The sequence below is a fragment of the Chlamydiifrater volucris genome, assembly GCF_902806995.1.
Classification (GTDB): domain Bacteria; phylum Chlamydiota; class Chlamydiia; order Chlamydiales; family Chlamydiaceae; genus Chlamydiifrater; species Chlamydiifrater volucris.
Window position 1 is genome coordinate 902960 of record NZ_LR777654.1, and the last position, 15587, is coordinate 918546.

The 15587-nt window shown below is 40.3% G+C and carries 10 protein-coding genes; 2 read left to right on the top strand and 8 right to left on the bottom strand.

Going from position 1 to position 15587, the window contains the following annotated elements; translation table 11 throughout:
• Positions 1-197: 197 nt before the first annotated feature.
• Positions 198-1862 carry an OmcB family cysteine-rich outer membrane protein gene (locus KJA62_RS03740; protein WP_213318677.1) on the bottom strand — a complete coding sequence of 555 codons (1665 nt, stop codon included), beginning with the start codon at positions 1860-1862 and terminating at the stop codon, positions 198-200.
• 173 nt (positions 1863-2035) lie between these two features.
• Positions 2036-2293: a small cysteine-rich outer membrane protein gene (locus KJA62_RS03745; protein WP_213318678.1), complete on the bottom strand. Its 258-nt coding sequence runs from the start codon at positions 2291-2293 to the stop codon at positions 2036-2038.
• Between the two features lie 267 nt (positions 2294-2560).
• Here KJA62_RS03745 and KJA62_RS03750 point away from each other — a divergent pair, with 267 nt between their 5' ends.
• Complete coding sequence (locus KJA62_RS03750) at positions 2561-2839, top strand: hypothetical protein (RefSeq protein WP_213318679.1); 279 nt, start codon at positions 2561-2563, stop codon at positions 2837-2839.
• 13 nt (positions 2840-2852) lie between these two features.
• Here the strand turns inward: KJA62_RS03750 and gltX are convergent, their stop codons facing one another.
• The 6 genes from gltX to KJA62_RS03780 all read right to left on the bottom strand — a co-directional run bounded on the left by gltX (position 2853) and on the right by KJA62_RS03780 (position 14429).
• Positions 2853-4346 (bottom strand): glutamate--tRNA ligase, encoded by a 1494-nt coding sequence (gene gltX, locus KJA62_RS03755; protein ID WP_213318680.1) that lies wholly within the window; start codon positions 4344-4346, stop codon positions 2853-2855.
• 166 nt (positions 4347-4512) lie between these two features.
• A complete protein-coding gene (locus tag KJA62_RS03760; RefSeq protein ID WP_213318681.1) occupies positions 4513-5052 on the bottom strand; it encodes a helix-turn-helix domain-containing protein in 540 nt (179 codons plus the stop codon).
• 445 nt (positions 5053-5497) lie between these two features.
• A complete protein-coding gene (locus KJA62_RS03765; RefSeq protein WP_213318682.1) occupies positions 5498-7093 on the bottom strand; it encodes a CPn0927/CPn0928 family alpha/beta hydrolase fold protein in 1596 nt (531 codons plus the stop codon).
• A gap of 7 nt (positions 7094-7100) precedes the next feature.
• Positions 7101-8843 carry a single-stranded-DNA-specific exonuclease RecJ gene (gene recJ, locus KJA62_RS03770; protein WP_213318683.1) on the bottom strand — a complete coding sequence of 581 codons (1743 nt, stop codon included), beginning with the start codon at positions 8841-8843 and terminating at the stop codon, positions 7101-7103.
• A gap of 82 nt (positions 8844-8925) precedes the next feature.
• A complete protein-coding gene (gene secD / locus KJA62_RS03775) occupies positions 8926-13158 on the bottom strand; it encodes a protein translocase subunit SecD (protein WP_213318684.1) in 4233 nt (1410 codons plus the stop codon).
• A 125-nt stretch (positions 13159-13283) separates the two neighbouring features.
• Positions 13284-14429 carry a hypothetical protein gene (locus KJA62_RS03780; protein WP_213318685.1) on the bottom strand — a complete coding sequence of 382 codons (1146 nt, stop codon included), beginning with the start codon at positions 14427-14429 and terminating at the stop codon, positions 13284-13286.
• Positions 14430-14807: 378 nt separating this feature from the next.
• Here KJA62_RS03780 and uppS point away from each other — a divergent pair, with 378 nt between their 5' ends.
• Positions 14808-15584 carry a polyprenyl diphosphate synthase gene (uppS, locus tag KJA62_RS03785; protein WP_213318967.1) on the top strand — a complete coding sequence of 259 codons (777 nt, stop codon included), beginning with the start codon at positions 14808-14810 and terminating at the stop codon, positions 15582-15584.
• Positions 15585-15587 lie beyond the last annotated feature (3 nt).

A 15587-nucleotide genomic window follows, 5' to 3' on the forward strand; every position in this document is an offset into this window, starting at 1 on the left:
GCCAAACCAAACAATTTCAAAGCTCAAGAAGAATTTCTATAGAGAAATGTACGTAATAGCAAAAGTATGATAGCTCTATTCCTGCCAAATCTCTGGAAGAACGTCTTAGTATTGAAAAAATAACATCCTAAGAGACAAAAAAAGCGCTCAATTTCTTGAGCGCTTTTTTATTAACCACCACAATACAAGATAGATGGTTAATAAACGTGTGTGTTTTCTATATCAGAAACTGGAGTGGATAAAGAATCAGAAGAAAGAATAGCTTCGCCTCTAGCATCCCCAGCGGATACACCTTTTAGAGTTACACAGTACTCCACAGATTCTTTAGAGCAAAGAACCGGAAGAGCATCGAAGACCACAGTATTTCCGGATATAGTTCCCTTTGTGGGCCCATTGACAGAAACAGGCTGTAACTCTCTAGAAAACTTCATGATCAAGGAAACATTAGCATCATCAGCAGATCCTCTGTTAGTGATGCAAACGCGATATACAGTCGTCTCACCTATGCAAATAGGATCATTGGTATCAAGCACACACATGTGCGTTGCAGCCAATCCCTTCCATACAGTAGAAATCTCTGCACAAGAGGTACATTTCCCACAATCAGAATCAGATTTTACCTTGATACCACTTGCGAATCTGCCTATCCCTTGAGCCTTTACAGTAACTTTAAACTGTAAAGTTTCCCCTGGACAAAGTTCTGGAATACACCATGCTGCTTTGTTACCGCAAACCTCAGCGCCTGGCGCAGAAATGATGGTAGAAGAAGGTGCTGCTGTATCTTCTAAGACAACATTATAGAGCACCAAGTCCCCTGGATTAGAAACAGTAATAGTATACTCCACAGGCTTGCAAACATACGCCCACTCAGGTCCACTTACATTGACCTGTACACAAGGCTCATTAACAGCTGTTGTAACGTTGGCTGTACATTTGTGTCCGCCACAGAAGGTTGCTGTAGCTACATTAGTATATTTTCCTCGTTTTTTAGCACTTAACTCCACATTAAGAGTTTTGCACTCACCCGGTTTTATATCACCAAGGTTAAACGTAAGAACTTTTTGTCCAGAAGAATGAGTAAGCCCCTCAGGGATAACATCTTCGACCACTACACCCTTAGCAGTAGCAGAACCAGTGTTTGTCACTTCTATCTTGTACACTACAGGACAACGCAAACAAACAGATTCGGGACCTTCTTGACGGATGCAAATAGCTGGTTGACCACAACGTGTGTAAGAACGCAGTTCAGGGCAGGCACAAACTGTGGCTGCAGTAAGGCAGCAACCTTCTTTAAGGGGCTTTACCCATACAACGATTTTTCGTTTCTCTCCTTGAGAGAGTTTGTCCAAATTCCAAACTAATTTTCCATCAGAACTGAGTTTTGTAGCTGGTTCAGAGCTTACGAACTCTGCATCGCAAGGCAACTGCTGAGTAATGACAACATCTACACAGTCTCTTTTGCCTATTGCAATAATCTCGATAGGATAAGGAGATCCTACAGTAGCAAATTCTGGAACAGATTGACATATTTCCACGTTGCTATTGTCATTGATTCTCACAGAATACATCCTGCCGTAGCAGTTTTCTTCTCTAGCGCTAAGCTTTTTATCATTATTATACTTTTTATTCTCGCTAGAAGCGCAAGAACTGTCTTGAGATAGTGTCTGCTTTTTACTTTTACGGTCAAAACGAGATTTTTTTGAAGAAACAAGCGTTATCTCTCTTTGAGAATTCGCAGAGATAACTCGGGTTACTAGACCTTTGGTTCTTAGCGAGGAGGGCTCGAACCCACTGGCAAAGCAACTACTATAAATGCTCGTCATTGCCAGAACCGTTATCACCCGTTTTATGAGTTTGGACATGGGATCTCCTAAAGCAATTTTGGATTTTGTTCATCAGCCACTGGGTAGAAATAGTCAGAATCTTTCAACCCCGAATAATTTCTTCAATAACTTCTTTAACTTTTTTTATAAAGTCACATGACAAAAGAAAGGCGAACATTATCAATTCTGTTCGCCTTAACTTACGCTACTCACTATTGAGCGTGACACTTATTACTGTTGCCACAGCAGCCTTTGGACGCTGGCTTCTCTTTGCTTTCACATCCTTTAGGGCAAGTGGGCTTAGCACAAGAAGGCAAAAGGTTGCAAGGACCACCATTTCGCTCTTTCTTCTCCTCACAAGGATTGCATGTCATGCAAGGATCTTCGAAACAGCAATCAATAATTCTGCAGCAGCTGCTTAAACCAAAAACACCAGCTACAAGTGCTGAAAACAAGATAATTTTTTTCATATATTTACGACTCCTTAAGGTCTAATTAAAAACAAACTAATTGTTTTGTTAAAACCAACGATACTTTTATTAAAAGCTCGCCCCTACAGCATTATTACAAATGAAAAACAATAAATTATCAAATAAAAAATTTTAATTTATAAACACATAGTTTTAAGCAACTGAAAATCAAAAGAAAGAATCATTGCCCAAAAAAAATAAACAAAACAAATAAGAGAAACAAATCAAAATTGATAATTAAAATCACATTTAATTACACTGATAGTTATGAAAACTTTTTTTGTTACAAAAGAAAAATCTTACCTTTTAGTAATGCTGTCGGTTTTATCCACAGTAATTAGCGGATGCTCCCCCCGCCCCCCGCAAAGAGCTTACATAATAGCAGACAGCGGCTCAGATAAACCTTTGAAAGGTAGAGCAAAAGCAATTAACAGAAGACTCGCCGAAGCAATTTTTGCTAAATCTAACAAAAAAATGCGGAACGAAGAATCCGCAAGGCCGCCATCTTCTGTAGTGTCTGAAAAGAAAAGGAAAGTCAAAAATTAACTAAAAATTTTCCTTATAGAGTACCGGCTTGCAATGCCTTTTCTAAAGCTTGCATCTTCTTATTCGTTAACCCTCCTAAGAGCGCTATGGCGCGCAATAAACGGACTCTAATTCTCGACTTTCCAATAAGTTCTGAAAGATCGAACAGAGGCAACCCTTGTTTTTTCCCTGTTATCGAAACAAAAAGCAGCTGCATTACTACTTTTTTGTGATTTACTTCAAAAAGATTAGCTATATATTTTGATCCTTCGTAAAAATCGTTTTTTCTCCACAAATCATCTCTCTCCAGGACCTTAAGATAGCAAAACAAGAGCGAGGCCGCCACCTCTTCAGAAAGGTTAGTTGGCAAAAGATCTTCCTTAGAATATTCAGGAACGATTTCGAAAGCAGACTTAGATAAATCAATGAAATCGCTAAACGTAGACATACGCGATTTACAAAGAGAAACTAAGGGAAGGAAAACCTTTCTATTTAAAGCCCACTCCTCCATGCGAGAAATGACATCTTCTTCTGAAAACTCATGATTAATGTAATGTTTGTTTAACCAATTCAGTTTATTAATATCAAACACCGCCCCAGAAGTCCCTATCCTCTTCGGGTCAAAGTTTGCTATCATTTTGGATAGAGGATAAACTTCCGCATCATCCTCCATACTATAACCCATAAGAGATAAGAAATTTATAAACGCCTCTTTCAAATACCCCGCATCCCTGTAGTAAAAAATGGACGTTGGGTTCTTCCTTTTGGATAGCTTACTCCCATCAGGGTTAAGCAACAAAGGCATATGTCGAAAAATTGGAGGCTCCCAACCAAAAGCTTCATAAAGAAGCAAGTGCTTAGGAGTAGAACTTAGCCATTCCTCCCCACGAAAAACGTGGGTGATTCCCATGAGGTGATCATCAACGACGTTTGCTAAATGGTACGTAGGAAACCCGTCAGATTTTAACAACACCTGATCATCAACGTCTGCCCAAGGAAATACCACTCTTCCCCTACCTAAGTCATTAATGACACACTCCCCGGTGAGAGGCACCTTTAATCGAACAGTGTAAGGCTGTCCCGCAGCTTCTCTTTCTTGAACTTCGTCGGCACTTAAAGATCGGTATCTACGATCGTACCCACCCTTGTATCCGAGTTTGCTAGCAACTGATCGCATCTCTTCCAGTTCGCTAGGCGTAGCAAAACACTTGTATGCATACCCCTTCTGCAATAGAATTTCTGCGTGTCTCCTGTATATCTCTGTCCTCTCAGACTGACGATATGGCCCATGAGGTCCTCCTACATCTGGTCCCTCATCCCAAGTGATTCCACACCACCTGAGAGCATCAAAGATATTCCTTTCATAATCCTCTCGACTACGAGACCTATCAGTATCTTCTATTCTGAGGATCATTTTACCGCCAAACTTTTTGGCAAAAATCATATTGAAAAGAGCCATATAGGCAGTACCTACATGAGGATCTCCTGTAGGGGATGGCGCTATACGAACACGAACATCTCGAAACACGTCTTCTCTCTGGATACTTAAAAAGAACAAAAAGGCGAATTAATACCTGTAAATAAGTATTAATTCAAGTGTTTTATGCTTCGAAAATTATATGTAAATAAAGAAGGCTTTTCAGCCTTCTCCAAGAGGTTTCAAGACCAAGAAATTATTCCGAAGTTCTTGAGAACTAATTGTTAGCCATGGGATCTACCGTTACTGACGACGAAGAGAACTCTCCGTCTTTCATTGACAAAGAATGCTTCTTACTCAAGTACTCTTCCTTGTAGCGAGCTATTTCAGATTCATGGATAACCCAGGCGGCTCCCTTTCTGGATCCCGTAATGGCCCCAGTCCTTGTTGCATAATAAATTTTTTGAACGGGAACACCCAGCATCTCAGCTACTTGGTTTACGGAGAAATACCCTTTCTCATTATCAAAAACAAGCTCCCCATTATACAGGGACTTCTTTCTAGAGTAACGATTCTTCTTATATTCTTCTAAATCTTTAAGATCTATTTCCCACCTAGTGGTTTTAGTAGCTCTTAACTTCTTTTGCTTAATAGCCACATAAATAGCCTGCCTGGTTACGCTATTCAACTTGGCGGCTTGAGTAATAGAAACAAGCCCAGAAGCCGCAGCTGTTTCTTCGTTATGATCTATGCTTCCTGCTTCGTCCAAATGCACCGAGCCTACAATTCCAATTTGATTATCTTGTTCGCATGCCATATGCCTGAAACCTCCCCCCATCAGCATGTAATTACTTTGATAACGAACTAAAAGTTAGTTGAATCCTAGTTTTAAGAAAAAAACTGAAGCATTCATTTTTCCAAGAAAAGTATTATTAATCAAGTTTTTAAGACTAACTATCTTTAAGAGATTTAAGAACTTATAACTATAAAAAACACAAAAAAATACCCCACAACATAAAGTAGGGGCATTTTAATTAAATTTCTAACCGACCCTAAAGCCGAATTATTTTTTTGATAACAACAAGATATCTTAACAAACCCCTTAAAAACCACAGACCAATCCTCCTTATTTGCATACACAAACACCTCACTTCCTAACCCAAATTAAAAGCAAAAGAACAGCACATCTGAGAACGGGAGAGAAGAATCTTTCACTTAAAAAAGTTTGATTGGAAAATAAGCGTAAGATGTCAAAAAACTTCCTAGGAAGAACCTTCAGCCCCTTGAGAACCCTGAGAAAAACCTTCAGCTTCCTGGGAGGAACTTTCAGCCCCTTGAGAACCCTGAGAAAAACCCTCAGCTTCCTGGGAGGAACTTTCAACCCCTTGAGAACCCTGAGAAAAACCTTCAGCTTCCTGGGAGGAACTTTCAACCCCTTGAGAACCCTGAGAAAAACCTTCAGCTTCCTGGGAGGAACTTTCAGCCCCTTGAGAACCCTGAGAAAAACCCTCAGCTTCCTGGGAGGAACTTTCAGCCCCTTGAGAACCCTGAGAAAAACCTTCAGCTTCCTGGGAGGAACTTTCAACCCCTTGAGAACCCTGAGAAAAACCCTCAGCTTCCTGGGAGGAACTTTCAGCCCCTTGAGAACCCTGAGAAAAACCCTCAGCTTCCTGGGAGGAACTTTCAGCCCCTTGAGAACCCTGAGAAAAACCTTCAGCTTCCTGGGGAGATAAAACCGTGCCAAAAAATCCATGTATTGCATCGAAGACTTCGTCCATACACATGTAAGACAGAGGCGCTGCGTGTGATACGTGAGGCTCTTTTACCACACGAACATGACCTGTACTTTCATAATTTTCCGACAAACACCTCGCTCCCAAAGAAACATCCACATCAAAAAGATGGTCAGAAGCCGCCTCCCCATAACCATCCACCGGGCAAATGATGATCTCAGGGATTTTTGAATTTTTGACTAAATTAGCCAGGTTAACTTCCCAATTAAAGAAGGTTAAAATTCTTTTAGCCATAGGGATCACTCTGGCCAAACTGTCGGCTGCTTCACCCATAGAAGCAGGACCCCTGTCTTTGATTGCTATATACTTAACGTCTTTTCTCATAGGATGCTCAGACAACGACCTTCCCTGAACTACTGTACCCAAAGAAAAACCGTAACAGTAGATGTGAGAAGGGCGGTAACGTTCCAAAAACTCCAAACACGCCGAGTGGGCTTGAGCCAATTTTGCCATAGTAGGGGTTCCTGTACTCTTCCCTACCCCCGGATAATTGAACATCATAACATTCGCTTTTAATCTCTCAGCCAGATAAAGAATTTCCTCTCGACAACCGCCTTCTATAGCTTCACTATTCCCTAAAGCAACTAAAACCCAGGGTCTAGCACATTTTTCATCAAAAGCCTCTCTTCTGTCTTCAACAAAAGACATCACAACAGTATCAATGACGCAATCTGAAGCAACGGCAATGGGTATTCTGTAGCAATGCCTAACACCACTTTTCCACAAAATGCGTATGTTCTGCGTGAGAAGCTTTGATTTACTAGGGCTTAAAGACCCCATCACCTGGTTGAAGAAAAATTTGCTCGAAATAGGCAGAACAGCATATTGACAGCATTTTCCTAAAATCCAAAGGACCCCCAAAGGGAAAAGCACAATGTAAAGCAAAACTTTAAGAACTATCTTAATGATTCGAATTATGCAGCTTGCTGCACTACAAACCCTTGAGTAACAACCACCTTTCACACCTGGGTAAAGAGGCTCGTAAATAACATCGGCATACGACGAAACCATCTTTAACAAATTCTGAGTAGATTGCTTGGACAAAGATACGGACCCCGTAGACATTGCAAACCTAAAAAATAAAATCCCGGACCAGCAATTGTACTACCTCTCCCAAAAAAGGAGAACAGATAATTCTTGGCGTATAAGCTACTTTTAATTCACTGAGCCCAGCATTCTTAAGTTCTTTTAGACGATGTTCCATGGAGAACGCTATTCCCTCAAAATGCTGTCCATCCTTTTCCAAAAATAATTTGATGTGAGAACCCGAAACTAACTTTGGAGAACGATACTGCCTAGCGGTGGTAAAAAATAGCGGGGAAGGGTTTCCTCTACCAAAAGGCTCTAATAGTTCTATAGAAGATAAAAGCTCATGGTCCAAAGCTGAAAAGTCCACTTCTGCATCCAGAAATAAATCCTCTTTCCGATGTTTGCAATGAGTAGAGGATTGGACTAAGTGTATAAACTTTTTCTTAAAAGATACAAAATTTTCTTTTCGAATCGATAAGCCTGCTGCAAAATTATGTCCTCCAAAAGAAAGGAAATGATCAGAACATTTTTTAAGCACTTTTAACAAAGGGAAATTCATGTATGTCCTGGCTGACCCTTTGCCAATCTCCTCGGAAAAAGAAATTATGATTACTGGTTTGTTATACTGTTTCGAAAGCTTTGCGGAGATGATCGGAACTATCCTAGGATGCCATAAATCTGAAGATAAAACCAATGCCGCCTTTTTTGTTTCACTTGGATTATTCTTCAAAAATTTTTCTATATCACAAAAAACTTTCCTCTCTAGCTCTTTTCTTTCCCTATCAATTTCAAAAATTTTCTTAACCAATTGAAGGGATTTTATACTATCTATAGACAGTAATAATTCCACCCCTTTAGCTGGATCAGATAACCGCCCCAAACTGTTCAACTTTGGAGCAACTCTCAATGCTATGTCAGAGGCTGTTACCCTGCTATAGTCTATCTTCGAAATTTCTAGCAACCGCCTTAACCCCAGCCTTTTCCCTTCACGAATTAATGAAATACCATGGCTAACAAGAATTCGATTCTCTCCTGATAATTCCCCGAGATCAGCAATCGTGCCTAAGGCTACTAGATCCAAAAACTTATATATATCAATGTGATCTTCTTGGATTTCTTTGGATGCTAAAAGAGATCGAAATACTGCCATCGCTAGCTGAAAAGCTACTCCTACTCCTGTCAACTCTCTATTAGGATAGTTCTCGAAGAATTTTGGATTGACAATGGCCACTCCCTTAGGAAATCTTCCTGTAGGCTCATGATGGTCTGTAACAACAACATCTATACCCATTTTTCGTATGTCTTGAATCTCTTTGACAGCCGTAGTCCCCCAATCTACCGTGACCACTAGACGAACACCCTTTTCCTGTGCCTCGTTGGCTAAGTGTGGAGAGGAATGCTGATAATTCAAAGGTAACCGATTGAAAGCATATTCCACGTCGATGTGAACCTGGTGAAAAAATTCCGTCAACAAAGTTACCGACGTAATACCGTCCACATCGTTGTCTCCGTAAACTAGTACCCTTTCCCTATTGCGTCTGGCACGCAAGAGCCTTTCCACAGCCGCCGCCATATTGGGGATCTGCAAGGGATCTAAACATTCAGACAATCTAGGATATAAGAAGCCACGCGCGGAGGACACATCCCTTATTCCTCGTGCAACTAAAACCTTTGAAAGGACCGGATGAAGCTTAAAAGCCTTACACAAGGCCCTACAACGGGAGATATCTTCCTTGGGAAAAATCCAACACACCTCCCAGTCTCTAGCTCCCATAAAAAGCCCCATGCTCTGCTCTAAGGGTAACAGAAGATATTTTTGAAATCCACTTCTACCTTGTGAGATCTCCTTTAATAAAACACAACCACCCCTATTGAGAACTATTAGGTTGACCTCTTTTCTGCAGCATAAATAGCAAAAGGGGCGGAGCAACATACAAAGATGAGAGAGTTCCTAGAACAATTCCGACAGTCATAATGAAAGCAAAATTAAAGATAGCTCCCCCTCCAATGAACAACAATACCAACAATACTGAGAGGGTCGTAGAGGTTGTCATTACTGTCCTACTAAAAGTTCCCCGCAATGCATTTTCAACTACGGCCTTCGATGAAATAGAAGAGCCTACCTTATAATCTTCTCGAATCCTGTCAAATACTATCAAAGTGTTATTTAATGAATAACCAAGGACAGTCATCAAGGCTCCGACAGCTTGCAGATCCAACTGGACCTTCTTCAAGAAAAAGTGCACAACAGCTAACACAGAACACGTAGCAAAAAGATCATGAACTAGCGCTACCACGGCGCTAACAGCATACTTCCACTCAAAACGCATAGCTATATAGAAAAGAATAATTACTAGTGCAGAAAAAAGACCTATTACAGCTTGCTGACACATACGTGTTGAAAACTGACCACTTACCTGAGACCACTCTTTCCCTATGATTGCAGCTTCATTTTCCGCGAACAATCCAGTCCGTTCCAAGAGAGATCTAGCAGAATCCAAAGGATTTTGTTCTAAGGTTTTTTTTGTTTTTTCGAGAGACCTGGAACTTAGGTATACTCTAATTTTTTGCGATCCACCAAAAGTCTTAATACGAAAATCACCTCGAGAAATGCCCGCTGCTACTAATCGTTTTCCAACTTCCTCCCCGAAAGATGTAGCTTGAACAACATCTAGCGTAGTATCCGAGGGATCTAAGGCAAAACTATATCCACCTTTGAAATCAATCCCAGGAAGAGAGTCCATGGCTCCGCAGGATAGAGCTATTCCTCCGCCCAAAAGTATGAGAGTAGAAATTGCCCAAGCCTTGCGACAGCCGCCTAAAAAATTATGATTCACTCGAGAAAATCTCGACATCATGTTCAATTCCTTGCTGCCAGTTTTTTCCATCCAAATAGAAAAGAAAAACTTGGTCATAAATAAAGAGGTAAACATGGAAGAAAAAATTCCAAGAACCAAAGTTAATGCAAACCCTTTAATAGGACCTGTATCCATGAAAAACAGCAACAGGGAAGCAAGAATTGTTGTTAAATTAGAATCAAAAATTGCTCCAAAAGCTTTTTTATATCCCATTTCTAAGGAAGCAGCTAGATCACTATTTTTAGCATACTCTTCTTTCACCCGTTCAAAAACAAGCACATTAGCGTCCACGGCCATACCCATGGCCAAAACAACACCCGCAAGCCCAGACAAAGTCATTGAGGCATCCATGTACTGCAGAGCCGCCCAAATTAAAATGAGGTTCAATAAGACGGCTACAGAAGCAATGATTCCCCCAAAGCGGTAGTAGACACACATTAGAACCATTAAAAGAACTACTCCCACGGCTGCAGAAATAAGCCCTTGAGATCTCTGTGCTTTACCCAATTCAGGAGCTATAGTCTCTTCCGATAAAATCTCGGGAGAACAAGATAATGTCCCAGCCCTTAAATCATTAGCCAAACGATTAATTTCTCCGTATGAAAAGTTACCCGTAACCCTGGCTGACTCCTTCAAAGGAGCATTTAAAGCTGGGAAACTAATGCCTTCTCCATTGACAACAACCGCCATGCGCCATCCCCGACCATGACTGTCTGAGGATTTCTGAGATCTCTGCACGGCTTCCTTACAAAATGCTGAAGTCCATTCGTGTAGCAAATCAGAGGGATTACTCACTGAGCCATCTTCTCTAAGCAATCTTTTCTTAACAAAGAAATTCAAGGAGTAACCATCGCTGGAGGAAAAATCCGTAGAAATATCAGAAAGAGCGGAGCCTTCTAAAGCAGGAGTACTAAAGACTATAACCAAAGGGTTTATCCCTTCTTCCACATCTTTTGCTACAATAACAGCCGAAAGCTGCTCGTTTACATCCCCGGATTTTAGCTCTAACCCACTGGAAAATTTCAGTCCTGAAGTTTTTAGCTCTTCAATAACAGACTCCAAAGATTGGGGAACAGTTATCTCTCCTGAAAAAATTTTCCCAGCAAGCTCTGTGATCTCCTTAGAGGAGGTCTTATTTTCAGCAAGAGAGCGATACCTGAGGTAATCTAAGAAAATACTGGCTTTAGCTCCACAACTTCCCGAAGAAGAAAATTTTTCATTCACAACATGGAAAGTCATGGAGGAAAAACCTAGAATCTCTTTCGCAGAAAGGGTTGAGCACCCCGGAACACTTAAATGAATATTGCTACCTTCTCTGCGCATCTCTATTTCAGACACGCCTAACTTATTCAATCGAGCGTACAGTTCATCGTAAATACGAGATATCTCTTCCTTATCAACAATTGCTTCCCCTCGATGATCTCTGAAAGCTAACTTTATATGTTTTCCGCCTGCCAGATCTACTCCCCACTTTAAAACCTTTTCTCCTCGCCAATACTTCCTAATATTCAACTTACAATTTTCATAGAAAACATTGCGGTGAGGAGTTGCCGTACAAAAAATTTCTTGCAAATTACCAGAACACTTAGCTTTCTCGTACCGCTCTTTCCAAAGAAGGAGTTCTTTTTGTCTAGACGTTTCGATCTTACTTTTGCTTGCTAAATATTGCTGCACACTAGTTAAATCCAAACAAGCCTGCTCTCCATAAGTAGAAAACGCTTCCTCCGAAGAATCCAGGATGGAAGAAAAAGGTTCTCTAACTTCAAACACCCTATCTTCGCCAATACCAGCCACAGACACATTTAAATGGTAGAAACATCTTAATAAAGATCGGACATCTTCATCAAAATTCTTTCTTTCTTCTTCGTTTTCGATCTGACGATATTTTTCAATAAAGGCATTTACACCTTTCAAAACAATGTACAGCCTCCCCTTACGAAAATGTCTACAACTTTCTTTTGGGAAGAATACATAACATCCAAACTGATCTCTTTCTAAAGGTTCCTTATCGCTGACAGGAAAGACTGAGCGAGAAAAATCAGTGGATTTTGGGGCCCAATTCCTAGAAATTAGCCCCAAAATGTGTTTTTTATATGACTCCAAAACAGAGGAACCATCAAAGATAATATGCCCTTTGACTTCCGGAGAGGAGAACAATGAAACAATGAACCCCTTATCTCCCTCAGAAACGGCAAGACCAGTAATGTCCGCTATGCGTTCCTTCTCCTTCTGCAACATGCGATTGATAGAAGTTATTTTATTTAGATCCTCAGAAGAATTTTTTGGATTATCAAGAATCTCAAGAATGCCTTTGTCGAGGTTAAACAATATCTCCCCTTGAGAGTACAAAACTTCAACAGAGCTGAACAATGGATGTTTGTGTCGGCAATCGAAGTAACGAGAAGTAATATTTGTTGGTTCCCTATGAAAGAATACTCGTTCTTTTTGAATTTTCTTCAAAAGAGCGGCACAAACATTCTGATCTTCCTTAGATGCTGTTGGGTCTTTAGTAATTTTATCTAATTGTCTAACAAAACTTTCTAACTCCCTATTTTCCCTTAAGGAAAAAGCTACTAGCCTGGAGGTCAATACTTCTGGCAGACAATCCAATTGTTCCGATAAAGTTTTTGCAAAGGCCAGAGCAAATTCTCTAGCTCCGGGAGAAGACAATGGAGAGAGATACCCACAGCAAGAAGCGGACTCATTTTCTTGAAAAACTTTGGCAGCAATATCGCTAGCAGTTCTTAAAATTCCCCGACGATACTCGGAAGAGTCTGGATTTCGCGTTATGAAACGAAAATCTTGAGAAGAGACAGGGCTCAAAATTGCCGAAGCCACCTGTACACAAACCTCCCCACTTTCTTCCTGCACACCCACTACATACAGTCTCTGGGAAGAAAAAGGCACGGAGCGCTCTGCTAAGGCAATTTTATCTGCAAATAAATCAGCATCGTCCTTCTTTTTAAAAAAAACATCTATCACCCCAGGAATCCGATCATTTCTCTTTATCCCCTTTGGACTAACTTGAATTTCTCTAGTGATACCACGAATCCGTGCAAAAGAGTCCCTATAGGTCTTATCTACTTTACGGACGATCTCTCCCACCAAATTTCTAGACTCTTTAGGTCCAAATTCCTGACCAACAGGGCGAGAATAGTAAAGACAGGTCGGCAAGACATTGTAAAGAGCAAAGCCGAACACAAAAATAATGAAATACCAATGATTTCTTCTATATCTCTTCATCCCAACACTCTTTTCGAAAATCTAGCCTCTCTAAGGTCGGGAAAATACCAAGTATTGAGAAAATCTGTCAAACTTAAGAATATCGCAATCAATCAGATTAAAAAAAATTTTACTCTCGAGCAAAACTAGGCCAAAGAAGTCGAAGAAGCTGAGCTTCGTCTTCCGTCAGGATCATCTCCCAAAGACAAAGAAACAGTTATCTGTTCCAAACATGCATTAGAGCTCCTGCCTTCAGAAATATTTACCTCATTGTTCAAAGTTTCAACAGCGTCCAACATAGCCAACATTAACAACCAATGTTGCGAAGAAGCCTCACTTTCTACAAACAGATCAGGGATGGTGACATTTAAGACTATTTCCTTGGCGTCTTTGAAAGAAGACTTACCCAAGGAAACGCCCTCTTTCAACATTCCTAGAAACATTTTTGAAAGGGGAAAAAAAGCTACTTGTAGTTCTTCTTCGGTGTATCGCCCTCCTGCAAAGAATCTTCCAACAACGATTTCTAAAGGCTTGAATAATGTTTCCGACTGGCTTTTTATGTTCTCTTCATCTGAAACATCATCCAAATCACTTGCTAAGCCAAATTTTCCGACAGGCTCTGAAATAATCCCAACAGAGTTAAGTTTATCTAAAGCATTGATCTGAGATAAAAACCAGTCAGGAATGTCACCTTTCCCTCTAAACACTTTTCTTCCAGCCACTTCAGCCATAAGTTCGGAAGAAATACCGCAAACTTCTATGGAAAAACTTCCTAGAAACATCTCTCTCAACCTAGATTCCTTTCCCATAAGAAAAGAAACTCTTGAGTTCTTTTTGATAGGCTTCCACCTCCCAACATCCTCAGATCTTTCTTCTACTACAAATTTGTTTCGAAGTTCCTTGTGAAAGGTCTCTTCACTAAACGGGCCAAAAAAATGTGTTTTACTTCTGAGAAATGAAAACAAAGACCCAGGAATCCGAATAATGTCAAAAGCTTCTCGCTGAAAAAAAGAGGTTAAACGGAGAATGATGCAGGCGACGACCAAAGTGATAGACCCAACAAGAGACAAGACTAGGTAAGCAGGGTTAACAAAAACCATAGAACAGATCACCCCAGAAAAAAAACCAGAAAAGCCCAACATGCACATAGCAAAAAAAATCTTCGTTCTCAAGCTACCCCAGTTACTCTTTTGTCCGGAAGGCATTGCAGTCTCTCGAACCCCAGGAGAGAGTGTTACGGACTGGATAAAACCAACTCCTTTTTGTCTAGAAAAGAACGAATGTACACTCATAAAAACCCCAGATATAAAATCAAAAAAGCAATAATGTAAAATAACTATAAGTCAAATAAAGAAATCTAAATAGATACATTAAAACATGCTTTAAAATAAATTGAAAAACCATCTCTGAATGAGTTTTAAGAGGGATCTATCCCCCCATTTCCTTAAAACAATAAAAAAATACTCCAATTTGGCAATGGTTCTGGCCAATAAGAAACCTTAACCAACTAAAAGCTGGTATCTCTTGTAAAGATATCACTGTATCCTATACGATCTCCTCCCAAGAATTTCCTTAAAGTTTTAAGCAGCTGTTTTAAAAGACTTAAGACAAACGCTCTGAAAATCTAAATCTTTTGCAATATGTAGCTCATGTCCACTTCTACGATCCCTATGCCATACGCTGAGAACCCCAAAAAGTCTCAAATCATTGCTTCTCTCATTTCTCGCTTACGCAGAAAGAGCATCCCTAAGCACGTCGCAATTATTATGGACGGCAACAGGCGCTGGAGTTGGTTGAATTCTCCAGATTTAGCCAAAGAGGGTATCTTCGAAGGTCACCAAAAAGGTGCTGAGGTTCTTTTGGATTTGATACCCATCGTTAAAGCATTAGGCATAGAAACATTAACGCTTTATGCATTCTCTACAGAAAATCGCAACCGCCCTCCCAAAGAAGTTTCTCAAATTTTTTCTCTTGTTTGTCGCTGTATCGATGAAAAAAAATCATGGATGAAAGAGCAAGGCATCAGGTTTAAGTGTATAGGCAACCTAGAAGGACTTCCGGAAGAGGTACGAGAAAAAATTATCGACATTTCAGAGGAGACCAAAAATCAGGAGTACTTAAGGCTAGCTTTGGCTCTTAACTATGGAGCTAAAGATGAGCTAGTTCGTGCATTTAAAAAAATACATAGAGACCTGCTGGCGAATAAAATTGCCTTACAAGATCTTTCAGAAACTCTTGTCAGCTCTTACCTTGATACTGCAGAGTTTGGAAACCCTGACCTGTTAATTCGAACCGGAGGGGAAATGCGTGTCAGTAATTTCCTTTTGTGGCAAATAGCGTATACAGAGCTTTACATGACTAAAGTCCTTTGGCCCAACTTTGGTGCTCTGGATTTTATCAAAGCCATCTGGGCATTCCAAAAGCGTTCTAGAAGAGGAGGTTTATAGGTT

What these genes read in the sequence shown, in the direction of transcription:
- KJA62_RS03760 (WP_213318681.1), bottom strand. Translation starts at nt 5,052, where the DNA reads ATGGCATGCGAACAAGATAATCAAATTGGAATTGTAGGCTCGGTGCAT.
- KJA62_RS03765 (WP_213318682.1), bottom strand. Translation starts at nt 7,093, where the DNA reads ATGTCTACGGGGTCCGTATCTTTGTCCAAGCAATCTACTCAGAATTTG.
- uppS (WP_213318967.1), top strand. Translation starts at nt 14,808, where the DNA reads ATGCCATACGCTGAGAACCCCAAAAAGTCTCAAATCATTGCTTCTCTC.
- KJA62_RS03750 (WP_213318679.1), top strand. Translation starts at nt 2,561, where the DNA reads ATGAAAACTTTTTTTGTTACAAAAGAAAAATCTTACCTTTTAGTAATG.
- KJA62_RS03780 (WP_213318685.1), bottom strand. Translation starts at nt 14,429, where the DNA reads ATGAGTGTACATTCGTTCTTTTCTAGACAAAAAGGAGTTGGTTTTATC.
- KJA62_RS03740 (WP_213318677.1), bottom strand. Translation starts at nt 1,862, where the DNA reads ATGTCCAAACTCATAAAACGGGTGATAACGGTTCTGGCAATGACGAGC.
- recJ (WP_213318683.1), bottom strand. Translation starts at nt 8,843, where the DNA reads ATGGGGCTTTTTATGGGAGCTAGAGACTGGGAGGTGTGTTGGATTTTT.
- KJA62_RS03745 (WP_213318678.1), bottom strand. Translation starts at nt 2,293, where the DNA reads ATGAAAAAAATTATCTTGTTTTCAGCACTTGTAGCTGGTGTTTTTGGT.
- secD (WP_213318684.1), bottom strand. Translation starts at nt 13,158, where the DNA reads ATGAAGAGATATAGAAGAAATCATTGGTATTTCATTATTTTTGTGTTC.